At 39.4% G+C, this 24,670-nt stretch carries 22 protein-coding genes and 1 pseudogene; 21 read left to right on the top strand and 2 right to left on the bottom strand.

The window, feature by feature from the left end:
* Positions 1–12: 12 nt before the first annotated feature.
* The 17 genes and pseudogenes from GD002_RS07010 (at position 13) to GD002_RS07090 (ending at position 19,050) form a co-directional block, all read left to right on the top strand.
* Positions 13–1,050 (top strand): zinc-dependent alcohol dehydrogenase, encoded by a 1,038-nt coding sequence (locus tag GD002_RS07010; RefSeq protein WP_228548321.1) that lies wholly within the window; start codon positions 13–15, stop codon positions 1,048–1,050.
* 1 nt (position 1,051) lies between these two features.
* Positions 1,052–1,786 (top strand): glucosamine-6-phosphate deaminase, encoded by a 735-nt coding sequence (gene nagB / locus GD002_RS07015; RefSeq protein WP_153731637.1) that lies wholly within the window; start codon positions 1,052–1,054, stop codon positions 1,784–1,786.
* A gap of 52 nt (positions 1,787–1,838) precedes the next feature.
* Entirely contained in the window at positions 1,839–2,783 is a 945-nt protein-coding gene (locus GD002_RS07020) for a phosphoglycerate dehydrogenase (RefSeq protein WP_153731638.1), read from the top strand.
* Between the two features lie 2 nt (positions 2,784–2,785).
* Positions 2,786–3,754: a phosphotriesterase family protein gene (locus GD002_RS07025; protein WP_153731639.1), complete on the top strand. Its 969-nt coding sequence runs from the start codon at positions 2,786–2,788 to the stop codon at positions 3,752–3,754.
* 18 nt (positions 3,755–3,772) lie between these two features.
* Complete coding sequence (locus tag GD002_RS07030; RefSeq protein WP_194841499.1) at positions 3,773–4,720, top strand: shikimate dehydrogenase family protein; 948 nt, start codon at positions 3,773–3,775, stop codon at positions 4,718–4,720.
* 31 nt (positions 4,721–4,751) lie between these two features.
* Positions 4,752–5,330 carry a glucose-6-phosphate isomerase family protein gene (locus tag GD002_RS07035; protein WP_153731640.1) on the top strand — a complete coding sequence of 193 codons (579 nt, stop codon included), beginning with the start codon at positions 4,752–4,754 and terminating at the stop codon, positions 5,328–5,330.
* Positions 5,331–5,343: 13 nt separating this feature from the next.
* Positions 5,344–5,988 (top strand): bifunctional 2-keto-4-hydroxyglutarate aldolase/2-keto-3-deoxy-6-phosphogluconate aldolase, encoded by a 645-nt coding sequence (locus tag GD002_RS07040; protein WP_153731641.1) that lies wholly within the window; start codon positions 5,344–5,346, stop codon positions 5,986–5,988.
* A gap of 79 nt (positions 5,989–6,067) precedes the next feature.
* Positions 6,068–6,685 (top strand): HAD family hydrolase, encoded by a 618-nt coding sequence (locus GD002_RS07045; protein WP_153731642.1) that lies wholly within the window; start codon positions 6,068–6,070, stop codon positions 6,683–6,685.
* A 1,382-nt stretch (positions 6,686–8,067) separates the two neighbouring features.
* Positions 8,068–9,430: pseudogene (ptsP, locus tag GD002_RS07050) on the top strand (phosphoenolpyruvate--protein phosphotransferase); the annotation flags it as partial.
* Between the two features lie 261 nt (positions 9,431–9,691).
* The gene (locus tag GD002_RS07055) at positions 9,692–10,648 is read left to right on the top strand and encodes a bile acid:sodium symporter family protein (protein WP_153731643.1); all 957 of its coding nucleotides are present in this window, start codon (positions 9,692–9,694) and stop codon (positions 10,646–10,648) included.
* Between the two features lie 436 nt (positions 10,649–11,084).
* Positions 11,085–11,441 carry a hypothetical protein gene (locus GD002_RS07060; RefSeq protein ID WP_408020081.1) on the top strand — a complete coding sequence of 119 codons (357 nt, stop codon included), beginning with the start codon at positions 11,085–11,087 and terminating at the stop codon, positions 11,439–11,441.
* Positions 11,425–12,060: an O-methyltransferase gene (locus GD002_RS07065; protein ID WP_153731644.1), complete on the top strand. Its 636-nt coding sequence runs from the start codon at positions 11,425–11,427 to the stop codon at positions 12,058–12,060. The genes GD002_RS07060 and GD002_RS07065 overlap by 17 nt, the downstream gene beginning before the upstream one ends.
* Positions 12,061–12,136: 76 nt before the next feature.
* A complete protein-coding gene (locus tag GD002_RS07070) occupies positions 12,137–12,370 on the top strand; it encodes a hypothetical protein (RefSeq protein WP_153731645.1) in 234 nt (77 codons plus the stop codon).
* Positions 12,371–12,619: 249 nt separating this feature from the next.
* The gene (locus GD002_RS07075; protein WP_194841500.1) at positions 12,620–13,831 is read left to right on the top strand and encodes a DUF2399 domain-containing protein; all 1,212 of its coding nucleotides are present in this window, start codon (positions 12,620–12,622) and stop codon (positions 13,829–13,831) included.
* Complete coding sequence (locus GD002_RS07080) at positions 13,807–15,198, top strand: hypothetical protein (RefSeq protein ID WP_153731647.1); 1,392 nt, start codon at positions 13,807–13,809, stop codon at positions 15,196–15,198. The genes GD002_RS07075 and GD002_RS07080 overlap by 25 nt, the downstream gene beginning before the upstream one ends.
* Positions 15,161–15,850 carry a hypothetical protein gene (locus GD002_RS07085; protein WP_153731648.1) on the top strand — a complete coding sequence of 230 codons (690 nt, stop codon included), beginning with the start codon at positions 15,161–15,163 and terminating at the stop codon, positions 15,848–15,850. Before GD002_RS07080 ends, GD002_RS07085 begins: the two co-directional genes overlap by 38 nt.
* Positions 15,847–19,050, top strand: coding sequence for a coiled-coil domain-containing protein (locus GD002_RS07090; RefSeq protein WP_153731649.1), 3,204 nt, complete (start codon positions 15,847–15,849; stop codon positions 19,048–19,050). Before GD002_RS07085 ends, GD002_RS07090 begins: the two co-directional genes overlap by 4 nt.
* A 57-nt stretch (positions 19,051–19,107) precedes the next feature.
* Here GD002_RS07090 and GD002_RS07095 read toward each other — a convergent pair whose 3' ends face one another.
* Positions 19,108–19,323, bottom strand: a complete 216-nt coding sequence (locus GD002_RS07095; RefSeq protein ID WP_153731650.1) for a hypothetical protein — start codon at positions 19,321–19,323, stop codon at positions 19,108–19,110.
* Positions 19,324–19,435: 112 nt separating this feature from the next.
* On the opposite strand from GD002_RS07095, the gene GD002_RS07100 reads away from it, so the two are divergent.
* From GD002_RS07100 to GD002_RS07115, 4 genes are all read left to right on the top strand, one after another.
* Positions 19,436–20,068 carry a lipase family alpha/beta hydrolase gene (locus GD002_RS07100; RefSeq protein WP_153731651.1) on the top strand — a complete coding sequence of 211 codons (633 nt, stop codon included), beginning with the start codon at positions 19,436–19,438 and terminating at the stop codon, positions 20,066–20,068.
* Positions 20,069–20,175: 107 nt separating this feature from the next.
* Positions 20,176–21,678 (top strand): Na+/H+ antiporter NhaC family protein, encoded by a 1,503-nt coding sequence (locus GD002_RS07105; RefSeq protein ID WP_228548325.1) that lies wholly within the window; start codon positions 20,176–20,178, stop codon positions 21,676–21,678.
* Positions 21,679–21,822: 144 nt separating this feature from the next.
* Entirely contained in the window at positions 21,823–22,617 is a 795-nt protein-coding gene (locus GD002_RS07110; RefSeq protein WP_153731653.1) for a VLRF1 family aeRF1-type release factor, read from the top strand.
* A gap of 412 nt (positions 22,618–23,029) precedes the next feature.
* Positions 23,030–24,325, top strand: a complete 1,296-nt coding sequence (locus GD002_RS07115) for a purine/pyrimidine permease (protein ID WP_153731654.1) — start codon at positions 23,030–23,032, stop codon at positions 24,323–24,325.
* Between the two features lie 188 nt (positions 24,326–24,513).
* On the opposite strand, the gene GD002_RS17750 is transcribed toward GD002_RS07115, so the two are convergent.
* A complete protein-coding gene (locus tag GD002_RS17750) occupies positions 24,514–24,669 on the bottom strand; it encodes a hypothetical protein (RefSeq protein WP_194841501.1) in 156 nt (51 codons plus the stop codon).
* Position 24,670: the final 1 nt, after the last annotated feature.

A 24,670-nucleotide genomic window follows, 5' to 3' on the forward strand; every position in this document is an offset into this window, starting at 1 on the left:
GTGGTGGATTTCATGGAAATGAAGCAAGCTCTTATGACAGGACCAGGGAAAATAATTTACAACCAGGTAAGTGTGCCGGATGTAGGAAACAAAGATATTAAGATTAAAATAAAGAAAATTGGTGTTTGTGGTTCGGATATACATGTGAATCATGGGAAACATCCTTATACCTCTTTTCCAGTAGTTCAGGGACATGAAGTTTCAGGAGAAGTAATTGAAGTCGGAAACGAAGTATCTAATTTTTCGAAGGGTGACAGAGTGACTGTCCAACCCCAAGAAGTGTGCGGAAAGTGTTTCCCTTGTCAGAATGGAATGTATCATGTATGTGAAGATCTGAAGGTCATGGGTTTCCAAACTACAGGTATGGCAAGCGAATTCTTTGTCGTCAATGAAAATAAAGTAACAATGCTGCCTGATTCAATAACATGGGATGAAGGTGCAATGGTAGAACCTCTGGCGGTTGCTATACATGCAGTGCAGAGAGTATCTGCAATTAAAAACAAAAATGTATTAGTGATCGGTGGAGGACCAATCGGAAATTTAGTTGCACAAACTGCTAAAGCATTCGGAGCAAGTTCTGTAGTAGTTTCTGAATTAAGTAAATCTCGTATTGATATAGCTGAAAAATGTGGTTTGAAAACAATCAATAGTTCTGAAGAAGAACTTTCGGAAGGCATACTTCGTAATTTTGGCGATCGGAAAGCAGATGTGATTTTCGAGTGTGTAGGTTCATCATACACTGTTGCACAAGCCATTGATGTTGCCCGTAAAGGAAGCACTGTAGTCATTGTAGGCGTTGTTTCAGACTTACCTCAAATCAATATGGGCTTCGTACAAGATCATGAATTGACGATCTTAGGCAGCGCTATGTATCAATCATCTGATTTTGATGATGCAGTTAAATTAATTGAAAAAGGTGAAATTCAGTTAGAAAAGCTGATTACAAATCATGTGGATTTTGACAACTATATTGACGCTTATTCCATAATCGATACGAAAAAAGATCAAGTCATGAAAGTGATGATTGATATGGAAGAGAGAAGTGAATAAGATGAACTATCATATTTACCCCACTGAAGAAGAAGTGGATCAGGCGGCTGCCGAACTATTCATTAGCAGTATCAGAAATATAAAGAATCCTAAAGTCGGGCTTGCCACTGGAAGTACTCCTATAGGGCTTTATCAAAATTTGATAGCTGCATACCAAAAAGGTGAAATAAGCTTTAAAGGGGTAACGACTTATAATTTAGACGAATATATAGGTCTGCCTGAAAGTCATCCATCTAGTTTTGCCTATTTCATGAATACAAAGCTATTAGATCATGTGGATATTCCTAAAGACTCCACCCATATACCACAAGGAGATGCAGATGATTCTTATGAAGAAGCTGAACGCTATGAACGTATTGTTCAATCAGCTGCTCCGTTAGACATCCAGTTACTTGGTGTGGGTATGAATGGGCATTTAGGTTTTAATGAACCTGATGATTATTTAACAAGTGAAACTCATATTGTTCAATTGTCGGAAACTACAAGACAAGCAAACGTAAAGGATTTCGATTCGATTGATGAAGTGCCTAAAACTGCCATAACTATGGGCATGGGTACAATCATGAAAGCAAAGAAACTTCTCTTTTTCGCAAAGGGCATTGACAAGGCAGACATTATTCAACAGGTGTTGGAAGGACCCATCACAACGCAAGTACCAGCATCCATGCTGCAGTTACACGCAAATGTTCATGTGTTTCTTGATCAATCGGCCGCTTCGAAATTAAAGGATGTTTGAATGTCGTAACATTATAATGTATTGTAAAAGATAATCTAACTGAGGTGAACTTATGAATAAAGTTTTGATAACACCTAAATCCTTTCAGAAATTCAGAGAGAAACCTATCAAGATGCTTCAAGAAAAAGGATATGAAGTAATTGAAAATCAAACGGGACGTACATTAACTGAAGATGAACTAATCGAGTATGGGAAAAGCGGGGTTGTTGGAGTAATTGTAGGTGTAGATCCCTTGCCTGCCTCCGTACTTACTAATTGCGATCAGTTAAAAGCAATATCAAAATATGGTGTTGGAACAGATAATATTGATTTGGGTAAAGCTGACGAACTTGGAATCCAAGTTAGTAAAGCGATGGGTACGAATAATATATCGGTTGCGGAACTAGCGGTAGGTCTAATGTTTGAAAGCGCCAGAAAGTTATCTCAATCCGTACAGGCCGTTAAAAATTTTGGATGGGGTCGAACGATTGGCTCAGAATTGACCGGCAAAAAAGTTGCACTCATTGGAGGCGGTCAAATAGGGAAAGAAGTAGCTAAAAGATGTCGCGGCCTTCAGATGGAAGTATCTATATACGATCCTTATTTTAATGACGACTCATTTTTAATTGAGTTTGGTGTTAGCCGTTCTGAAAGTTTAGATGACTTGTTAGCCGACGCAGACTTTGTGTCTCTACACTTACCTGTAACAGATGATACTAAACACATCATGAATGCAAAGACACTTAGCCAAATGAAAGAAACTGCTATTTTGATTAATACAGCCAGGGGAGAATTGGTAGACGAAAAAGCCCTCCTTTCTGCTCTTCAAAATGGGGAAATTGCCGTAGCAGCACAAGATGTTTATTCTCAGGAACCACCTGAACAAGGAGATTCTTTGGTTTCATTGCCTAACTTCATACTTACTCCCCATATTGGTGCCTTTACTAATGAAGCGGTTGAAAGAATGGCTATCGTATCGACAGAAAATCTTATTACGATGCTACAAGGTAATGAATAAATATGAGTAAATCTACTGATGTTAAGCGACTCGTCACTGTGAATGGTGAGATTCTTTTATCAGATATGGGGATTTGCCACAGTCATGAACATTTATTTATAAAAAAAGGTCAACCTGAAAAACTTGACCCTGCTTTACTTTTAGATGATTTTGATAAAACAAAGGAAGAAGTATTGCGTTTTAAAGAGCTTGGCGGCAATACCATTGTGGATGCACAGCCAGTCGGCAGTGGAAGAAATGCCGACTGGCTTCAGAAGCTATCTGAAGAAACGGGTATCAACATACTAGCTTCTACAGGTTTCCATAAACATGGCTTTTACAAAGAAGGTCATTGGATTAGAGAAAGTACTGAAACGGAGTTAGCTAAGCTATTCATTGATGAATTGGAAAATGGAATGTACTGCGATGGAGAAGAAAATTGGCCACGTCAGCAACTAAATGCCAAAGCTGGACTTATTAAAACAGCAGCAGGACTTGAAGGGACTGCTGGTTCATATTTTCCTCTATTCAAAGCAGCGGCTAGGGCGGCTTATGAAACCAATACGTCTATAATGACTCATACTGAATTAGGTTACAATGCGTTGGAACAAATTAAATTGTACACAGATCTTGGTATAAAAGAAGAGAAATTAATCGTATGTCATTTGGATCGTAAAATGGACAATGCAGATTACCTTCTCTATGTAGCTAGTACAGGAGTGTATCTAGAACTCGATACGATCGGAAGATTTAAGTACCATTCCGATGAAGAGGAAGTCTCGTTGATATCTAAACTCATCAATAATGGTTATGAGGATCAACTGTTGTTAGGTCTTGATACTACACGAAAAAGAATGAAGAGCTATGGAGGATCGATCGGTTTAGAACATTTGCAAGGAAAGTTCTTGCCTATTCTAGAGAAGGCAGGCATCACTAAGGTGCAAATCCACAAGATGATGCATACTAATCCGGCAAAAGCCTTTAGTAAATAATTAAGAGGAAGTGTTGACATGGATATAAGATCACTTGAAAAAGCAACTGTACCAACGATGTACTTTATTGGTGTGACTACTACAAAATCTTCTATTATGAAACTTTTTCCTGAGTGGGCCAAGGAGTTAGGTTTAGAGAATGCAGTACTAAAAGGGATTGATATGGAAATCCATGCAGATCCTGAAGATTATCGAACGGTAGTAAATTTCATAAAAAACGATCCGCTTTCAATGGGGGCACTTGTAACAACGCATAAAATTGATTTATATGATGCTGCTAAAGACTTGTTTGATTATCTTGATCCATTCGCTAAGATGTTCGGTGAATTATCTTCTATTTCGAAGAAAGACGGACAGTTGCATGGCCATGCGAAAGATCCAATATCTAGCGGTTTGGCGATGGAAAGTTTTTTGCCAGCTGCCTATTGGAATAAACATCAAGGGGAAGTATTTATCATCGGTGCAGGAGGCAGTGCTATAGCTATTTCAGCTTATTTATTGGATTTAAAGAACGGTGAAAACATTCCATCTAGAATTATAGTGGCAAACCGAAGTGAAAAAAGATTATTAGAAATTGAACGTATTATTAATGAAGTCAATCCAGATGCACAAGTTGAATATCATTTAACTCCTGAAACAGAACAGAATGATGCATTGCTGGAAAGCCTACAACCATATTCGCTAGTCATCAATGCTACAGGACTTGGAAAAGATCGTCCTGGTTCGCCATTGACTAATGATGCGAAATTTCCTAAAGATAGCTTAGTATGGGAATTAAATTATCGTGGAGAACTAGACTTTATGCATCAAGCATTAGCACAAAAAGACCATAAAAACTTACATGTAGAAGATGGCTGGATTTATTTCATCCATGGTTGGACACAAGTAGTTGCAGAAGTATTTGACGTAGAGATTACCGGAAGTACGTTTGATGCAATTGAGAACTTATCTAATCAAATGAGATAAGTAAAATAATAAAGAGAAGGATGATGATAACATGGCCCTAACAGCAAAATCATTTACAATTAATTTTGATCAGATGACTGGACTTTCAAACGAAAAGGAATCTGTCAAACGTAATTTATCAGATATGAAGAACATGTTTTATGATGTAGAGGCACTTGAAGAAGACATTAAGAATGAAAATGATCCCCAAGTCTATGAATATTATGATCTTGATATTCCCAAAACAGATGGAGATATTCAATTTGGTTCCAGTATTGTGAGCCCCGGAAAAGTTGGAAATGAGTATTACATGACAAAAGGACATTTTCATACAGTACTTGAAACGGGAGAAGTCTATTACTGTATCTCAGGAGAGGGCTATATGTTGATGGAAAATCCTGAAGGAGATTGGCAAATTGAAAAGTTTATACCCGGACAAGCTGTCTATGTTCCTCCCCGTTATGCCCATAGAAGTATTAACACCGGTGATCAACCACTGATCACATTTTTTGCGTTTCGAGCTGATGCAGGACATGATTATGGCACCATCGAAACGAAAGGTTACCGGAAGTTAGTCGTCGAAATAGATAATGAACCGCAAGTAATCGACAATCCTAAATGGAAACAATAAAAGGGGCGGTAGTATGAAACTAAAAAGAAATGTACTGTCAAAAATTCACGAGAGTGGATTAGTTGCAGTTGTCAGAGCAGAAAATGCAGAAAAGGCAAAAAGAATAACAGAAGCCTCGCTTAAAGGTGGTGTGGCTGCTATTGAGATTACCTATACGGTTCCTGGAGCAACAGACGTGATCAAAGAATTAGCAGAAGAATTTAAACAAGATATTATTATAGGGGCCGGTACTGTATTGGATCCTGAAACTGCTAGAATTGCTATTTTGGCAGGAGCTGAGTATATTGTTAGCCCCTATTTAGATGAAGAAACTGCTAAACTTTGTAATCGATATCAAATACCTTATATGCCAGGAGTTATGACGGTTAAAGATGTGGTGAGAGGTCTAGAAGCTGGTTCTGAACTACTGAAGGTTTTCCCAGGAGAACTTCTGGGTCCTAAAGTAATTTCAGCTATCAAAGGACCTGTCCCGCAGGCGAACCTCATGCCAACAGGCGGAGTAAATGTAGAAAATGTGAGAGAATGGATTCAAGCCGGTGCTGTAGCAGTTGGAGCAGGTGGAAGTCTTATTGGAAAACCAGATGAACAAGGCTATGAACAAATTACAGAAACTGCGAAGAAATTTATTGAGCAAATTAATTTGGCACGCACTAACTGAACCTATTAAGAAAACCCGAGTCGATTCTATCTTTATATGACTCGGGTTATTATTGTATATAAACGAGGAGGACGTATACGTGGATAGTATTATTTTTGACTTAGATGGTACATTGTGGGATTCTCGAAGGACGGTTTCTAAAGCTTGGTCAGAAGTTGTTAAAAGAACACCTTATGCCGAAGGAGAAGTTACTGAGGAAGATCTGAAAGGAACAATGGGTTTACAAATCCGAGAAATTTCAAAGAAGTTGTTTCCATATCTAGATGAAGAGCATCAACTTGAGCTAATAAAAGAATGTTGTAAGAACGAACAAATTTATTTGACCAAAGAGGGAGGGCAACTCTTTGAGGGGATAGAAAATGTTCTGGAAAAACTCTCACAAAAGTACAAGCTGTTTATAGTAAGTAATTGTGAGGAAGGGTACATCGAATCTTTTTACTCGTATCATAAATTGGAGAAATATTTCTTGGATTTTGAAAATCCAGGGAGAACAAAATTGTCAAAAGGTGAAAATATTCAATTAATCATCGATAGAAATCACTTGAATTCTCCTGTTTATGTTGGTGATACACAAGGGGATCGGGATGCTGCTGCTTATGCAGGTATTCGATTTGTATATGCGGAATATGGATTTGGAGATGTAGATAGTTATGACTATAAAATTGAGGACATGTCAGACTTGCTGAAGCTGTTTTAAAATGTATTTATCACGTGTTCTGAATAACCAAAATTAATCTGCTATTGCGTAATAAATTCGTTCATGACACTCATAAATAACCTTTATTCTAAGATGTCATTCGATAGAAAGGTTAGTCCAAAAGAAGCAGTTGTTGAAAGTTCGCATAAGTGTTGGCAGTGAGTTCACTTGCCTCCTTTTAGTGTGTATGAACTACAGAAGAACGTATGCGGCGAATTGAAGTGGAATTTGGTATTTTCATTGTTTTAAACTAAACAGTAACATTCAAGTTTTGTTTCACCCAGTGGCAAAGGATTCAATCGCCCAGCAGAATTTGTATTTTTCAACCATTTCCTCAATGGTGACATTCCAAAGGCTTGTAATGACTAGCATATACTTTCCGTCATAGCCTGTGAATGGCACAACGTGATGTCGACTCATTGTCTTATGGTGTTCCCATTATACAGGGCAAGTCAGCCATACATCCGAGTCTTCTGAGCGGCTGCCATTGAGGGATTTCTTGCGTTCAGCTGGATGCTATTTTTCAGACGTAACACGAAGTCTTGGACGCTCATTAGGTATTCACCTATTTTATCCAAGGAGAAATAAGCCATACTTTCAACTAGGATGAAACTCTTGTCTTCAAGCTCTTTTCACACAGGACCGTCATGTTTCAAACCGGTCGTTTCGACAGAGGCATTTCGGTTTCGTTCTTACGACCAACATGCAGTTTAATCCCTACCGTGTTAGACAGTCCAACGCAAGCGGGTCTTTCCATCCGTGATAAGAAAATATTTTTGTACGTGTAGACGCCAGCGTTCTGCACTATTTAACTTCTCGATATGACTTTCAATACGCGCTTCCTGAAGGTTATAGACAAACGTTTTCATTTGTTTGAAGAGAGATGAGTGATCGACGATAGAAAAAAATCTGCACTTCTGAAGACATGCTGCGTCCTACAGTAGAAGGGTGTATTTTCGTCAAGCACTAGGTAAATGTAATTGTCGATTGAATATAGTGTTTTAGCAATCTGGCTTCAAACGCTATCGTATATCGTTTTTTAGGACCAACGAAAGCGTACTTCTAAAGAAGAAAACGCACATTCTTTATAAAAAGAACAAATTGTAGGCAACTTCAAGTAAACCTGGCAGCCCAACGCGTCTAAATGACGGATATGCCAGTACTCCGTCGGTCCGTATAGCTACCAAACGCAGATGGAACAAAGCTATATATAGTCAATAGGCATCGCTTCAATGTAATGCGCAGTTTCACATTTTTGGTCGTAACGATTTTCACGTGAGGTTAAACCCGCAAATCCGTGATAGAATGAGAGCCTGTCTACCTTGTTGTGTTGTTTGTTAGTATTCTCAACTCTAGTGGCTGGTTTTTTGTACATTTTAATCAATGAATATATGAAGGAACGAGCTTCAGATATTCGCGATGTGACAAAACGCATTTTATCCCATCTTCTACATGTAAAAATCGTTAATTTGAGTATGATTGACGAAGAAGTCATTATCATTTCTAAAGATTTGACACCTTCCGATACAGCTCAATTAAACAAAGAGTTTGTAAAAGCTTTTATCACAACTATAGGGGGAAGAACTTCTCACTCGGCAATCATGGCTCGCTCCATGGAAATTCCAGCTGTTGTAGGAGTGGATGGAGCAACAGACCGAATTGAAGATGGTGATTTAGTCATTGTGGATGGTTTGATTGGTGAGGTACATATTAATCCTTCTGATGACGTCATAGTATCTTATAAACAAGAACAAAAAAGATAGATAAAGAGAAAAAATTGGAAAAACTTGTTGATCAAGTGACTGTTACTGCTGATGGAAAGCAAATTGAGTTAGCGGCAAACATAGGTACGCCCTCTGACTTAGAAGGTGTCATTGCAAATGGGGCTGAAGGGATCGGCCTTTATAGAACGGAATTCTTGTATATGGACAGAGATCAGTTGCCTACAGAAGAAGAACAGTTTACTGCTTATAAAAAAGTGCTTCAGGCAATGAAAGATAGACCAGTAGTAGTACGGACCCTTGACGTAGGCGGTGATAAAGAACTCCATATTTACATCTTCCAATTGAAACAAATCCTTTTTTAGGATTCCGGGCCATTCGTTTATGCATACAAGAGCAAAAAATGTTTAGAACACAGTTGAGAGCATTGTTAAAGGCTAGTCTTTTCGGATCCTTAAAAATAATGTTTCCGATGATTGCTACAATTGATGAGTTTCGAAATGCAAAAGCTATTTTGGAAGAAGAGAAGCAGTCTCTACTAGCTAATCATATAAAAGTTGCGGATGATATAGAAATTAGTATTATGGTTGAAATTCCATCAACTGCAGTACAAGCGGATATATTTGCTAAAGAGGTTGATTTCTTTAGTATCGGTACCAATGATTTAATTCAATATACAATGGCTGCCGACCGGATGAATGAAACAGTTTCTTATCTATACCAACCTTGTAACCCTGCCGTTTTAAGGCTTATTAAGATGGTCATTGAGGCTGCACATAGTGAAGGGAAGAGTGTTGGGATGTGCGGTGAGATGGCAGGAGATGAAGTAGCTATCCCAATATTGCTTGGCTTGGGGCTTGATGAGTTTTCTATGAGTGCATCGTCCATCTTAAAGAGCCGTAAACAAATTAGTTTATTGAATACCAGTGAGATGGCAACTCTTGCAGAAGAAGCTATTAAAATGGATACCGCTGAAAAGGTAGTTCAAGCTGTTATGGAACGTGTCCTATCCTCTACACAATGAATGAAACCATGTGTATAGAATTAAAGTCTCTATTTTGTATAAGATAAGCAACGTCTTAGAATATTCCATCATATTCTAAGACGTTGCTATTTTTATTGGGGGCGCAACTGATTAGTATGAGTAGTCAGCGTTTTTCGGAAAGAACCTCTATCATGATAGGTTACACTTGTTTTCTGAAATATGCAGATGTAATGTATGATTTAACTACTAGTCGCAGTCTGTATACGATTTGACTGCACAACATAAAGAAGGTCATGTCTTATGCTTATTAAATTAAATACATTCCTGCAAAGAAGAATCGCCATTTTGACGCCGCTTAGTTTACTGATGGGTGTTCTCTTTCATCAAGTAGGAGAGCAACTACTGTTTCTTGTATCTGGTCTGTTTGCGTTTATGACGTTTGTGGGCAGTTTGGGCATGAATGTGAAGGAAGCACGAATGATTGTGAAACATCCAGGGGTTGTCTTGGTGAGCATCGCTTTTTTGCATATTCTAATGCCTGCCTGGGCGTATTTCCTGTCCACTTTGTTTTTTTATGATCACTTGCTGACGATTGGTTTTATACTCGCTGTGGCGGTGCCAACGGGTGTGACAAGCGTAATTTGGGTTTCCATTTCGAAAGGTAATCTACCATTATGTCTGTCTATTATTTTGGTCGATACGCTACTCGCTCCAGTCGTCATGCCTGCCATTCTTCATGTAGTAGCTGGCGAAGAAATTGCAGTCGATACTACTTCGCTCATCTTAAATTTAGTTTGGATGATCGTGTTGCCGACACTACTCGGTATTTTGCTGAATGAATGGACAAAAGGGGAGATCCAGTCAACATGGAGCCCGAAATTGGCCCCGTTTTCGAAGCTGAGTTTATTCGCGATTGTTGCCATTAACGGAAGTGCAGTGGCTCCTTACGTAAAAGTTATTTCGTGGGAACTGGTCAGCATTATTTTACTTGTATTGTTTATTGCGGCATCTGGATATGCAGCTGCTCTTACAATTGGTTATGTTCTATGGAAAGATCCGGTCATTGCTTCGACGTTTATGTATATGGGGGGGATGCGCAATATCGCAACCGGCGTCGTAGTTGCGACTACTTATTTTCCGGCAAAAGTGGCCATGCCGGTTGTGTTCGGCATGCTCTTTCAGCAAGTGCTGGCATCGCTGTTTAGTAAGGTAGCTGAATTTTATAGCAATCGTCATATATTGAAAAGCTCTACATAATAGAGCTTTAAGATCGTAGATAAAAGAAAGGAAGTGGGAAGGTTACCGTTGATCTACGTTCCAGACTGACACTTTCCTGGGGGCGTGGCTTGAGCCTCCTCGTCCGCTTCGCTACTGCGGGGTCTCAAGACGCACGCTGATCCCCAAGGAGTCGCCGCCTTCCACTACGATCAACTAGCGTATTTCATTGATTTTTTAGTTGTTATTGCCTCTTCATCTGAATGATTGAAAGCGATGGTTAAGTTCATATTATAGAATAAACAGTAAGTGCTAAGAAAATTGTAAAATGAAAGGTTGTGAGCATACTTTTTAGTTTTGGGAGTTTGTCTACAAGTTGAAAGCTCTAAATAATAGAGCTTTTTATTTTTGACTTATAATATACATATGTATACAATTAGGCGTGTATACAAATGTATACTAATGGAGGTGTGATGAAGTGAAAGAAGAATCTAATGAAATTCAAAGATTGGATACACCTTACCATAAAGGAGCTCATAGAGGGAAGGAACGCTCCCATCGTCATGGTGCAAAAACCTTTAGAAGAGGAAGAGCGATTGCTTTTCTCGACATGATGAATCTAAAGCGTGCCACCATTAAACAACAGCTGAACGAACCAGAATTTACATCGATTCATTCTGTTTTGGTTGGAGAGTTAAAAGCAATTGATATGATTATTAACGAATTCATTAATCTATTCGAGATTCAGGAAAGTGAAATCACAGTAAATGAGACAGTAGAAGTTTCAGAGGAACCTGTAAAGAAAGGGGTAGAAAATGATGAAAGAAATGAATAACTATGTGGATGCGGTATTCTGTCCACAGGATGGATTATTGGAAGAAGTGATTTCTTCAATAAATGAAAATGGAATGCCTGCAATATCGGTATCGCCCAGTTCGGGTAAGTTGTTAACTATGCTGGTGTCTATATCAGGTGCAGAAAATATTTTAGAGATAGGGGCGCTCGGAGGGTATAGCGGAATTTGTCTTGCTAGAGGGTTTACTGGCAAAGGAAACTTAACATCCCTAGAGCTGGAAGAACAGTATGCAAAGCTTGCTCATCAAAATCTATCCAAGGCAGGTTTTGGCGATCAAGTCACGTATATGACAGGAGAGGCGTTAGGGAATCTAGAAAGTCTGGTCACGAATAAAAAACAGTTTGATTTTTTCTTTATTGATGCGGATAAAGGGAATTATGAAAATTACTTAAACTACTGTATTCAACTTGCCGTACCCGGAGCGCTAATCGTTGCAGATAACGTGCTCGCTCGTGGTAGTGTAGTAGGTCAGTCTGAACCGAAGCGCTATACTGAAACGATGAAGAAATTCAATTTCGTCGTAGCAAACCACTTCCAATTAGAGTCCTTGCTTATCCCAACGGGTGATGGATTGACTGTGTCGATAGTTAGAAAATGACAGAAGAATGGATAGTATATGGTTAAATAAAATAGACTATACTATTTACTAAACATTTAGAATAGGGGTTATTAACATGAATCCAACACAACAAAAGTTTCAAGAATTTATTTTAGAGCGTGTGCAAGAAAGTAAATCAGAGGAAGCAAGAGACTTACTATATGAGAGTTTTCAAAAGCAGAAAGAACATAGCTTTGATCGAGCCTATTTACTTAGTTTCATCCCCAGAATGAAGGCATTATTGAAACCAGAGCATATCGATGAAGTAGAAACGATTATGAACCAATTCGGTAGTAAGTTTACGCGATAATTAATTAAACTCTAAAGAAGTGAGTAATCTAAGTCTGTACCCGCTGTCTTTTTAACCACAAAACGTCATAAAGCTCTATACATACACCATAAAATAGATAAAACTTAAAATGGATTATGCATATATTTGACTTTCTAGGAAAGCCATCATTCGAAACTGAATGATGGCTTATCTGTTTTGTACTATTTTTCGTTAGGCTTTGTAAAATATGTTATCCTGTACCTATATAAAGGAATGGAGACAACGACTATGAGAACGGTGAAAGAGTTTCTAGAAACCTATATTTGTAAAGCAGGTGAAACGATTCAACAAGTGAGCGAGAATGAATGGGAGATTCAGAAGTGGACCGCTCGTACATTTAAGACAATGGGAAATGTTCTGGCAACTCAAGAATATGATACCCGTCCACCTGAAGAAATCATGAAACTAAATCTGAAGCCAAATTCTCGTAGAATGTCTTTGTCTATTTCGAATGAATTACTACAAGAAGCCCTTCAAAACGGGTGGTTAATTCAAGAAATACGCTTTAAATCAGACGGCAGAACACCTAGCAGTTCCATTTATCGTATGGGGCCTGGAGTAGCAGAATATGAACGACTGAGAGACTTAGAAACAGAGGAAACAGATGAATTAATGCGTCAATCAGTACTTCAGGAACTTGATAGGTCTACAGCTCATCTACCTTCTGAGTTCATCCAACAGGTTAGGAAATTCTTGAGAGATGTGAAAGATGAGGAATCTTGGGGGAAAGAAAGAATTCGCAAGTTCACGCATTTCTTAATAGCCTTCCTTCAGTTGAAACACCATCAATCACAAATTGAATTTAAAGAAATTGGCGCCACCTATTATAAAAAAATTGGGGGTTCCAAAGCATTTGATTCGTATCGAGATGAGTTTATTCGACGGTTAGAAAAATGGATAGACGCGCCTATCAGTGAAATAGGGATTGTTAGTACAGGTACTATTGTTCCGATCTATTTCACAGGGAATATAACTGGTCAATTCGCTGACTACTCATCTGGAACAGTTCATGCAACTACCGAAATTGCTGTGATGGATGAGAAATTTCATACGACTGCAGAAGTATTATGGCTAGTGGAAAATCGCGCAGTGTTAACGAGAATGGCAAAAGAAGTTGATTTTATAAAGGACACGTCTTCCCTGATCATCTGTGTAGATGGGCAGGTACGTGGAGCGCATCGGAAATTTATTCAGCAACTTTGCGGGAATTCATTTATTCGGAAAGTAGTGATATGGGTCGATTATGATTTGGCTGGTAAGATCATTGCTAGAGATTTGGTTAGCCTAGTGGGTGAGATGATAATACGTTTCGTAGGTAATGAAGGCACTGTCTTTACGTCCTATGAAGAGTATGTAAAATGGTCTGAAACAATTTGTGAGGCAGAACAAGAAATGTCGTTAGGGGGGCCAATTGAATGGAGGAAGTGGATAAGCAGTTAATTTCGATATTCAATATGGATGCCCAGCAGCCTGAGATGACAAGGGCCATGCGGGATATCATTTCATTAGCCGGTGTAATGAAAGATTTATCTTCAGAAGCTGTCTTTCACTCGCCTTTGGAGATGTTGCGATTTTTACGAATTATCGAGTTAATACATGAGGAGGCATATGGATTGACGGACCCGATTGATAGTGCCGAAACCTTGTACTATCGATATCAGGCTCGTTTTCGTGATGACGATCCGCCTTCTAAATCGCGTGTAAATCAAATTGTCACAATTCTTTCAAGCAATAACTGGATTAGTAAACAAACGCATCAAATTAAAATGATGAGTGTTGGAAAGCGAATGATGCACTCTTTAACGCGGCTCGCCAATGATTCACTCGCTTATTATTTGGAAGATGATATTGGGCGTTCCTTGTTTCAGGCTAGAAGGGATGCGGAGATCAGTGAAGCGTATGATGATAAAGGCATATCAGGTGGAAACATCATCGCCAGCATGATTCGTAATGTGAAAGATGCGAATGACACACTAAAAGAGAGAGAGTTGGAGCTACTTGCCGATCGAAATGCGTTGCCACAATTGCAAGTAATTCATACGTTAATGGAGGATTTGGCTCTTAAACTAGATGCGAGAATTAATGAGTTCCAGACGATTGAGGACAGTCTTGCACTTAGTCATTTGATGCAGAGTGGAACGGGTGTCTTAAATGAAGGGACAAGCCTTTCACTTGGAATGATCAATAAGTATCTTCAGTTTATGAATGTTCAGCAAACGCCGCTCAAAACTGCAATTTCTCCTGAAAAGGTTCGAACGTTCATTGTCAAAATGTTTCATCCCCCACTGGAATCTGAAATTCCGAATGCGCATCAGCTTTTTAGCTTTATGGATCAAGGGCAATCCGAAGGGGAAGAACTGGATGGGATATGGATTCCAGTGAAATACGCAAGTCCTTTAACCCCAATGGATATCGAGAGTGGAATAGAGTTTTTGGACAACTACGAGCCTGTTGTGACAGATATGGAAGAAGAGCATGTCATAGTATTCAGGCAAGAAACGTTGGATGTACAATCGATTGACGACTTAGTAGATGAAGCGAGCTGGTTGTTAACAAAAGCGAGTATTGACACGGAGAAGATTGAACAGTACTTGGAACAGAAAAAAGAAGCAGGAATAGAAGAAACGATGATAGAAACGAGTTCGGCAGTCTGGGGAGATGCGATTCGCCAGCTTCTGGGGATTGCGGGGCTGGAAGCAAATAAAAAAGTACAGATTGGTCCAAAACTGCACGTGAAAGAATTTGATAAAGAATGGGAGTGGATACGAGATGACGACCGAAGATTCAACATTCGAAAAAGAGAGTAATGAAGATTATTCATTAAACAGTTTACAATCGTTGCGAAGTATTTTAACCAATCGAGAAGAGCAAACATTTATGTCCATTCTTTTTTCTTCTAGTGCCACCATCCGTGCGAATAATTTTGGTCTCTCTCGGAAAGAGGTAGAAAAGTTATTGGGCGTTTCTAAAGAAGACTCCTATTTTCATTCTTTTCTATCTCGTGTGAACCAAGCAGTCGGTAGATATTATCGGTTGATTTATGATGAAGAACGTGATCAAGTGGTCGTCATGCTACGAGTCCCTGCACGTTCTGCACGTCACACCTTGTCAGAGGAAGCGCTTGCGGTGTTATTGTTCATGTTTTATCAACAGGAAGTATTGAAGCATGAATATACTCTCCTATCTCAATTGTTGGAAGCGTTCGGGCATGAGATAAAAAAAGGAAGCAGACGGATTCAGCTGGCGATTGATACACTGCGAAAAATAGGAGCACTTGAAATTCATCTTGGCTCAGATAAAGAGGATGCCTATCGCTTAACCGCAATCGGAGTACACATGTTTTCGGATTCGTTTTTACATCGAATGGTCGAATTCAGCCACTCGAATCAGTTGTCAAAAGAAGATGTTATGAAATTTTTCAATCGTTACAATCTGTATGAGAAGGAGGGGTTTCTGTGATTCCTTGGCGTTTGCGGTTTTCGGGTATTCGTGATTACGATGCAGAAGAAATGATCTTGGAAAATGCAGATGAACATATTCTCATTACAGGACCCAATGGCGCAGGAAAGTCGACCATTTCATTTTGCATGGGAGCCGTTTTGCGTTCAAGTAAAGTAGAAATTGAAGGATTAAAATCTCAAAACTTACCGGAAGAGGAAACGTGGAGAGCTGCGATTCATTTTTTATTCAAAAATGAAGGAGTGTCCCGCATCGATGGTCCTCTTTTTATTGAGTTCCGTTTGATTTGCGAACAGCCCCCGAAGCAACCGATCAAACTACGTTATGAAATTCATGATGGGGATGAAATAGAAGAGTTAGAACTACGGCAAATGTATCGTTCTGGCGATGTGAATAAAAATAATTTCACTGCGTACAGAAGAGAACTTCAATTTAAGTATAAAATTCATCCCGATCTGTATTATTTAATCTGGTATCAGCAGGAGGTCAACCAATTTTCCGTTATGGCGCCTGAAGAGCGATTTCGTATTTTTAGTGAAATGCATGGAATTGACCGAATTCAAAAAGATTGGGAAACTAGTTTGGAAATTGTGAAAGAGGCACGAGAAGCATATGTTGTAGCGACAAGTCAGCAAAAACAGCATGAACTTCATTTATCTATTGCGAGAAACCAAAGGGATCGCTTTCTAGATAACCAAAAGCGTCTGGTGGATAACGGGATCTTATATGCGTTGACCACGTATGAGCTTCAGCTGGGTGCTGAGAAAGAACGAAAGGAAATTGAGCAGTACATTGAAGAACGTGAATTTGAGTTAGAAGATGTTGCGGAGAAAGAGCGTCAATTCTCTTTAGCACTTGAACAAAAGAATGAACAAATCCAGCAGGTGAAAAAGCAGCAGAAGGAAAAAGAAAAACTACTCGAACAGTCTACTGCTGAAGTGGGTGTAATAGAAGAAAGTTTCACAGAAGTGGAAAGGGAAGTTGATACACTTCAAAATGAATTAAGTGAATTACAGGACGCCTATTCGAAATTACCGTATTCAGAAATTGAAACACAGAACAGACTTATCGTAGCCAAAGACCAAGTGGAGAACTTGGAGAAACAAGAAATTGAGTTAAAGAATCAGGCCACCAATGCAGGGAATTTAATTGAGAAGAACCAGCAAAAACAATCCACATTGGTAGCGGCGATTGAACAATGGAAAGAAAACAGTAAGAATCATCAAGATATGATAACTCGTTATTTATCTAGCCATCAACTGGAACAGGATCTTGCAGTTTTAGAAGAGTCATTGCAGGAAAGAAAACAACTGCTTGATAAGAATACTTCTGAACTCTGTTTATTAAAAGACGAGCTATCTATGTTACAGCGGAATCAAATTGAATCGGTTAGACAACGAGAAGCCATTCGCCATTTAAAAGAACAAACGATTCGCGCCTATCCTTTACGTCATTTCGTGAAATTGATGGATCAGATCCCAATAGAGAAAGAACGTTTTTTCGATGCGATTAAATATACTATCTTTTATGAGGCATCAAACTGTCAGCCAGTTAACGATTTATATCATGTTTCACTGAAAAAGCTCATTCCTGACCGAGCCATCATGGAGCTACCACGCCTAGGGTTGAAAATGCAAGAAGGACTCTCGCACCAAGAACAAAATCACGCGACACGAGTGCTTTGGTGGATTGAACAATTTTTCATCACGGAACAGCCAGCCATACAAAAAGGCTGGCTGGTGGACAGACAAGGAATAAGAGGTCCACAAGAGAAACACACGTATATTTTAAGTAAGCAAGCTTTGAAAGAACGAAGGGATTTTCTTGTTCAGCAAATTGAAACACTTCAAAAAGATATGGATACGCTCGCTCAACAATTAGCAGATGACAATGAAATTTACCGTGTATGGAACGCGGATGTTCAGAAAGTGAGAGAAGCGGAAGCCTTCCTCTCATCAAAAGCAGATCAGCAATATCGAATGGATCAGCTTGTTCAATTGCAGACGGAGCAACTTCAACTAAAAGGGCAGAAAAAAGAGTATGAACAGGAAGCGGAAGAGATATGGAAAAAGAAATATATAGAAAAGGAAACTAGTAGCGTACTCTTAGAATACTTAGCAGTCTATAAACAGTTCGGACAGCAAACTAAAAAAATCGAGCGGTTACAACATCAGCAACAGCAGATGAAGATTTTGAAACAGGAGCTAACTGCGTTACGTCGGATAATTAGCAAGCATCAAGATGAATTAGATGACCTACAGAACACGCTGAGAGATCTACAAAGAAAGAGTAGTGAATTAGAACATCAAATAGAAACCAGTCGATCGACGAAAATGCAAATTGCTAAACAACACTCCGAAAAGGAAGAGGAACATATTACCTTATCAAATTATGCTGCCCAACAAAAACAGGAGTTGGACGAGTTAAAACAAATCGTTCCTGAATTAGTCGAAAAAGCGATGGCACAAGAGCGGGAGCAGGATTCTCAAATCGATCTCCGATATAGACAAAATCAAGCAAAGGTAGAATTTCAGAATGCGCGAAATGAAAAAGATATCGACCCCAACGCAGTAGAGAACTTCCGAACGTTGGAGGAGGAATTCCAACGGAAACAAGAGGAACTTCATTCGGCAAAGAATCTTCTCGAAGAAAATGAAGAGCGGGCCATCCAAAATGAGCATCGATTGGAAACTGCAATTGAAATGCAAGTGCAAAAGATTAACTTGCTTTTCCAGCAATACATGGGTGAATTCCAATTTGAAGGACAGATCAAATTTGAAAAACTCATGGATAAAAAAGGACGTCCCATCTTCAAACTATTTATTTATGTGCGAAAAGAAGGTCATCGAGGGAAATTTGAAGACGTGAGTTTGAAGGCGAGAGGCGGTAGGGTAGGGAAAGGTGTCTCTGGAGGAGAAGAATCACTGAGTTCATTACTCTTTGCGCTTTCACTTCTTCAAAACCTGGAGAACCAGGCTGGTTTCATTGTATTAGATGAATTTGATAGTGCACTAGACGAGACACGAAAAGCATCCGTATTTGAACTTTATGCAAACAAGCTACAAAGAAAACTCATTATCCTTTCTCCAAAAGCACATGATAATGAGTACTATAATCAATTTTCTAAAGCTTTTATTATTTCACATGACCCTAAAGAAATGAAAAGTAAAGTGAGAGGTGTTCAAATCGGGCAAAGTTAATGATTTCATATTCAAACAAATTGCCGCTTTCTGAAATTCAGAAGAGCGGCAGTTTGTTCAATTTCTTTTGTTGGAAGATTGATTTTTGTCGTGATTAGTTTTGTTATTTTTGTTTTTAGCTTTCGCATCAAATTCTGCAGAAAATTCTTCGTGTAAGTTATCGTTTGGATTATTATTGTTGCTGTTGCTGACGTCCTTGCTTTTGTTATGATACGTATCGAACGGATTATGAGTACGTTCATTCATAGTTTTTTTGTTGTTTTTATTCCCCATAGTGAAACACCTCCTAGATCGTACTATGGGCAGAATCGGAAGTTTTATTCTATGGTGTGTGTTCTTTAAGTTAACTAAATAATGCTACACTAGGAAAAAGAAGAGGTGTTATATGGCGGATCATGTTCTTTTGCTTCATGGTTTCAATAAAAGTGCTCGTGATATGAATACGCTATCTATTTATTTAGAAGATCATGGATTTCATTGTCGGTCCCTCAATTTGTCTTTAAGACGCCATGAATTCGATCAATCCACCAAGATTGTAGAACAAGTGCTACTCGATTTGGTGAATAATGGGAACCGAAGAATACATTTGGTCGGACATAGTACAGGTGGGTTGCTCATACGAAAAGTGCTGCAAGAAACGAAAGCTACAGATTTCATCGGTCGTTGCGTTCAAATTGCAACGCCGAACCGTGGCAGCCAACTTGCATATGTAGCGAGTAAAGTAAAAGGGTATACAAACTATTACAAGACATTACGTTCACTGCAAGCTACTTATATAAGAATGTTGAACTTACCGGAAACTTCCCCATTTTCTATAGGAGCAATAGCAGGAACACGCAATCATTTATGGCTGGGTAAGTTGATTACGGGCGTTAATGATGGACGAATCGAATTGGAGTCTGTTCATTATCCAGGGTTATCCGATTTTATTGCGGTGCCTTACGGACATAAAGAAATTCACCACCAACAAGAGGTTGCGGATTTAACTGCTCGTTTCTTATACACAGGTCGATTCTAAATTAGCATTGCTATCTCTCGAATAACTCTTTATAATAAAAAAGTCTGTAAATTGCATGAATATACGGGCGATTACATATATAAAGGAGAGAAACGTCTTTGGAACATATGGGAATACTCTCGCTATTGCCGCCATTAGTTGCGGTTATTCTAGCGATCATCTCGAAGAACGTCATCATTGCATTATTCTCTGGGGTCTTTATTGGCGTACTTCTCTTAGTTGGTGGGAATCCGTTAACGGCTACTACAACAGCAATTGGAGACTATTTGTTTCCACAGTTAACAGATAGCTATAATGCTGCGGTATTAGTCTTACTATTTTTTATCGGTGGTTTTGTCGCCTTAATGGAGAAGTCAGGTGGTGGCGCCGCGCTTGCTGTGTCCTCAGCTAAATTCTTTACTACACGGGCAAGAGCACAATTGGGAGCTTGGTTTGGAGGAATTATCATTTTTTTCTCGGATTTAGGTACTCCATTAATTGTCGGTCCTGTCTTTGAAAAGATTTTCGATAAGGCGAAAATTTCACGCGAAAAGTTAGCGTGGATCATTGACTCGACGTCCTCACCAGTGGCTGTGTTGATTCCATTCATTGGCTGGGGCGTATATATTATGGGGTTGATCAAAGCAGAGTTTGATAAGTTGAATATTACAGACTCTGAATTCAGTACCTTAATCCAAGTCATACCATTTCAATTCTATGCAATATTAGCTGTGTTGCTAGTACCTATCATTGCGCTAACGAAAATGGATTTTGGACCAATGGGAAAAGCAGAACGACGCGTTCGTGAAACAGGCCAGTTGTATTGGGCTGAATCTAAGCCTTTACGAAAAGCAGAACTGACGGATGAGTATACGACAGGAAGCCGTGCAATTTTAGTATGGTTACCTTTGCTCGTTTTATTTGTTACGTTATTTGGATTACTTATCTCATTTGGCTTTCCATTCGAACCTGTGCCGGGCGGAGATTTTCGTATTTCATTGAGTACGGCCTACTTGTTTGCAGCAATTACCATCATTTTATTGATGCTGATTTTTAAAATTAAGAAATTTAGCGAGACGATTGATATTTATACGATGGGTATGCAAAAAATGGTCTATGTTGCAACTACACTTGTTCTAGCATGGGCGCTGGGTCAGGTTATCGGTGAAATGGGTACAGCCAACTTCATTGTAGAAGCAATGAAAGGAAATGTTCCGGCTTTCATTATTCCCGCTATCTTGTTTGTTGTTGGTTCTGTTATGGCAGTTGCCTCGGGTACGTCTTGGGGAACTTTTGCTATTATGTTACCGATAGCTATCCCTATGGCGGTAGCACTTGATGCACATTTGCTTGTTTGTATTGGAGCAGTTTTGTCAGGCGGAATTTTCGGTGATCATTGTTCGCCAATATCCGATACGACCATCCTATCATCGACAGGTGCTGGAGCGGATCATATTGATCACGTAAAAACACAATTACCCTATGCTTTATTAAATGCCACGGCAGCCTTCATAGGATTTATCGTAGCGGGGATAACTGGAAGCGTGTATACCATATTTTTATCCCTCACAATTATCATTCTGATTGCTCTCGTTTTATCAAAGAGGCAAAATAAAAGTATAGTCAATTAAATAATGTCCCAGTGAAAAACAGTGCTCCTCTAGAAATGAGGGTGCTGTTTTTTCACTTTGAAAAAATTCTCATCGCTGTCTTCTTGTAAATCGCTGCGCAGTGGGTATGCTACGAGCGAGGGAATCGATGAGGAGGATGATTGGATGAGTATTAGCGAAGAATTAAAAAAATTGAAGGCATTTCGCTGTGATGATCGTTGTGTATTGTCGGTGTATTTAAACACCAATCCTGCAGATCCTGATCAACAGCAAGCTGCTTGGCGAATTCATCTGAAGTCTGGTTTGAAGCGAATGGATGAATACCTTGTCGCTTCTGGAAATGAAAAGGAACTGACAGCGTACCGTCTGGTGAAAGACAAAGTGATGAAAGAAATTGAGCAGAATCAAAATGAATTGGCTAAAGGAGCCATCATATTTGCTGCAGCTGAACCCGAAATTTGGTCTGTTCATTATGTCCAGGTAGCTGTTAAAACTAGTTTTCATTGGGAAAATCATGCGATGACTGAGGAATTGGAGTATATGTTAAAAGCATACCCAGAAGCAGGAATTGTACTCCCGAGTTACGACCAGGTGCGAATTTTGGATACGGCAATGGGGAGGATTCACGACGAGACGGTTTATGAATTTGACTCTGGTCTGGCTGTCTGGAAAGAGCAAAAAGGGGCGATCTCTTCTATTCAAAGAGGAGTCGGTGGACATACAGATGGTTTCGATTTACGTTTAAAAGAGAATCTGGACCGTTTCTATAAAGAAATGGGCTCTGTCGTTGGGAAAATGAAAAGCAAACGAGGATGGAAAGAAGTCCATGTTGCTGGTGAGGCAGAGCTGGCCAATAGCTTTGCATCCATCTTGCGTGAAAAACCAGAAAGCTGCATACACAAAAACTTTGGTAAGACGAAAAACGATCAAATCATCCAAAAAATCTTTGAATCCCGCTAATGAATCTCGGACGGGCCTGTCCGAAAAGTCGTTTTCACCTGACTTTTCGGGCGGCTCTTATTTTGTATGGATAGGAAAATTTCTGTTCAACTTAGGCTTTTTTTAGAAGGTGAACTATGCGGTGAACGACTCGTTTGGCTGGTTGTGTGGTAAGGTCGGAAATCTCACCCAACCGCTCATAGAAACCGATCGGTGCGATGCAACTTTGGCACGTTGCCTAACTTTTTTACGTAAATAAAATAACTGCCACTGAAAGATATTTCACTTTCAGGACAGCTCCATATTTATTCAGATGTAAATTCCAGGGATTTATTAGAACTTGGATCATAAATCGTCCTTAAACTATAAAGCTCTAATGCATGGTATACTGAAATACAATTAAATTGCACAGTGATATCGGAGGAATTACCCTATGAAACATCTAGCTGGCGGCGTCCAATGGGCTGTCTTTCTTATCGCTTCATCTATTGCCGCACCCATTGCAATTGCGCATGTGTTTGGAATGGATCCGGTAGCAACTTCATTATTTATGCAGCGGACGATTTTTGTTCTCGGTATCGCTTGTCTCATTCAGGCATTCTTTGGTCATCGAATGCCAATCAACGAAGGACCTGCTGGATTGTGGTGGGGCATTTATGTGGTCTATGCTGGAATGGTCGGCATCTTTTACACAACGTCAACAGACGCGTTGCAAGCATTGCAAAGCGGCATGCTATACAGCGGTATTCTTTTCATTATTTTAGCGGCTACTGGAATTATTACGAAAATGAAAGCTCTTTTTACGCCAGCCATTACGTTTACATATTTACTACTACTCATTCTGCAATTAAGCGGAACATTTATTAAAGGAATGATGGGTGTGGAGGAAGCAGGGGATTATTTAGACCCTGTCATTTTAGGTGGAAGTTTCGTTGTATTGCTGATTACGTTTGTCGCGATGGGGAATAAACGTCCGACGATCTCAAGGTATGCAGTGTTGATCTCCATTGCTCTTGGCTGGGGATTATTTTTGTTACTTGGAAAAACACCTGCTGTTGCGAAAGTGTCGGATCAACTCATCCAATTGCCAAAAATGTTCGTCTATGGAAAGCCTGTCTGGGACGGAGGCGTGCTGGTGACAGCGATATTTATTACATTATTGCTCGTGGCGAACATGCTGGCATCGATTCGTGTGATGGAACATTTATTAACTCATTCCTTTCACATTACGCCTCCCGATCGGCTACGGCAAGGGGCTTTTGCATCGGGTTTGATTCATCTCATTGCGGGTTTGTTTTCTGCCATTGGTTCTGTGCCAATCTCAGGATCAGCAGGATTTGTCGGCACTACACGTATGCCTTCCATTAAGCCGTTTATTGTAGGAAGTGCACTCTTAGTACTCATTACGCTTTTCCCAAGTGTAATGGCAATATTTGCGGCATTGCCTGCACCCGTTGCGTATGCGGTGACGTTTGCCATCTTTACGAAAATGGTGTCGATGGCGTTTAATGAACTCGATGCAGATCCAGAAAAAGAACGTGCACGTCAAGCCGTTGCGTTTGGTCTGATGGTGGGAGTTGGAACGATGTTTGTGCCAGCGGAAAGTTTATCCGAACTTCCTGCCATCGTCGCTTCCACACTGTCAAACGGATTAATTACGGGTACCATCTTAGCTATCATAATTGAGCAATTTATGATTCGTAGAAGTAGAAAAAATGTGAGTCGTTAGGTTAAAACACAATGGAATTAGACAAGCAGGATCGGTTAGTTTTCCATCCTCGTTGGAATTGTAATATTATTATGATGGGTGAGAAGCATATTGGATTGACGTTGATTCATAATGAATAAAAAATAGAAAGCCTGACAGAACGATGTTTTCGTTTGTCAGGCTTTCTTGAATCATCAAGGGAAAAAACTCTACTTTGTCTGATCAGTAGTACTGTTATTCTTTCTTTTTTCAATTTCTTTTGTGAGTATTTCATTGATTTCATTATATGAAAGACCTGATTCTGCATTGAGTTTTTTTACCTCGTCAATATTTGTGCCTACCACCGTGTAGTTATTTTTCTTCAAG

Origin of the sequence: Sporosarcina obsidiansis (assembly GCF_009651005.1) — a bacterium.
GTDB lineage: Bacteria > Bacillota > Bacilli > Bacillales_A > Planococcaceae > Sporosarcina > Sporosarcina obsidiansis.

What these genes read in the sequence shown, in the direction of transcription:
- GD002_RS07065 (WP_153731644.1), top strand. Translation starts at nt 11,425, where the DNA reads ATGAAAGAAATGAATAACTATGTGGATGCGGTATTCTGTCCACAGGAT.
- GD002_RS07115 (WP_153731654.1), top strand. Translation starts at nt 23,030, where the DNA reads ATGAAACATCTAGCTGGCGGCGTCCAATGGGCTGTCTTTCTTATCGCT.
- GD002_RS07030 (WP_194841499.1), top strand. Translation starts at nt 3,773, where the DNA reads ATGGATATAAGATCACTTGAAAAAGCAACTGTACCAACGATGTACTTT.
- GD002_RS07100 (WP_153731651.1), top strand. Translation starts at nt 19,436, where the DNA reads ATGGCGGATCATGTTCTTTTGCTTCATGGTTTCAATAAAAGTGCTCGT.
- GD002_RS07075 (WP_194841500.1), top strand. Translation starts at nt 12,620, where the DNA reads ATGAGAACGGTGAAAGAGTTTCTAGAAACCTATATTTGTAAAGCAGGT.
- GD002_RS07080 (WP_153731647.1), top strand. Translation starts at nt 13,807, where the DNA reads ATGGAGGAAGTGGATAAGCAGTTAATTTCGATATTCAATATGGATGCC.
- nagB (WP_153731637.1), top strand. Translation starts at nt 1,052, where the DNA reads ATGAACTATCATATTTACCCCACTGAAGAAGAAGTGGATCAGGCGGCT.
- GD002_RS07010 (WP_228548321.1), top strand. Translation starts at nt 13, where the DNA reads ATGGAAATGAAGCAAGCTCTTATGACAGGACCAGGGAAAATAATTTAC.
- GD002_RS07020 (WP_153731638.1), top strand. Translation starts at nt 1,839, where the DNA reads ATGAATAAAGTTTTGATAACACCTAAATCCTTTCAGAAATTCAGAGAG.
- GD002_RS07070 (WP_153731645.1), top strand. Translation starts at nt 12,137, where the DNA reads ATGAATCCAACACAACAAAAGTTTCAAGAATTTATTTTAGAGCGTGTG.
- GD002_RS07035 (WP_153731640.1), top strand. Translation starts at nt 4,752, where the DNA reads ATGGCCCTAACAGCAAAATCATTTACAATTAATTTTGATCAGATGACT.
- GD002_RS07040 (WP_153731641.1), top strand. Translation starts at nt 5,344, where the DNA reads ATGAAACTAAAAAGAAATGTACTGTCAAAAATTCACGAGAGTGGATTA.
- GD002_RS07110 (WP_153731653.1), top strand. Translation starts at nt 21,823, where the DNA reads ATGAGTATTAGCGAAGAATTAAAAAAATTGAAGGCATTTCGCTGTGAT.
- GD002_RS07055 (WP_153731643.1), top strand. Translation starts at nt 9,692, where the DNA reads ATGCTTATTAAATTAAATACATTCCTGCAAAGAAGAATCGCCATTTTG.
- GD002_RS07095 (WP_153731650.1), bottom strand. Translation starts at nt 19,323, where the DNA reads ATGGGGAATAAAAACAACAAAAAAACTATGAATGAACGTACTCATAAT.
- GD002_RS07025 (WP_153731639.1), top strand. Translation starts at nt 2,786, where the DNA reads ATGAGTAAATCTACTGATGTTAAGCGACTCGTCACTGTGAATGGTGAG.
- GD002_RS07105 (WP_228548325.1), top strand. Translation starts at nt 20,176, where the DNA reads ATGGGAATACTCTCGCTATTGCCGCCATTAGTTGCGGTTATTCTAGCG.
- GD002_RS07085 (WP_153731648.1), top strand. Translation starts at nt 15,161, where the DNA reads ATGACGACCGAAGATTCAACATTCGAAAAAGAGAGTAATGAAGATTAT.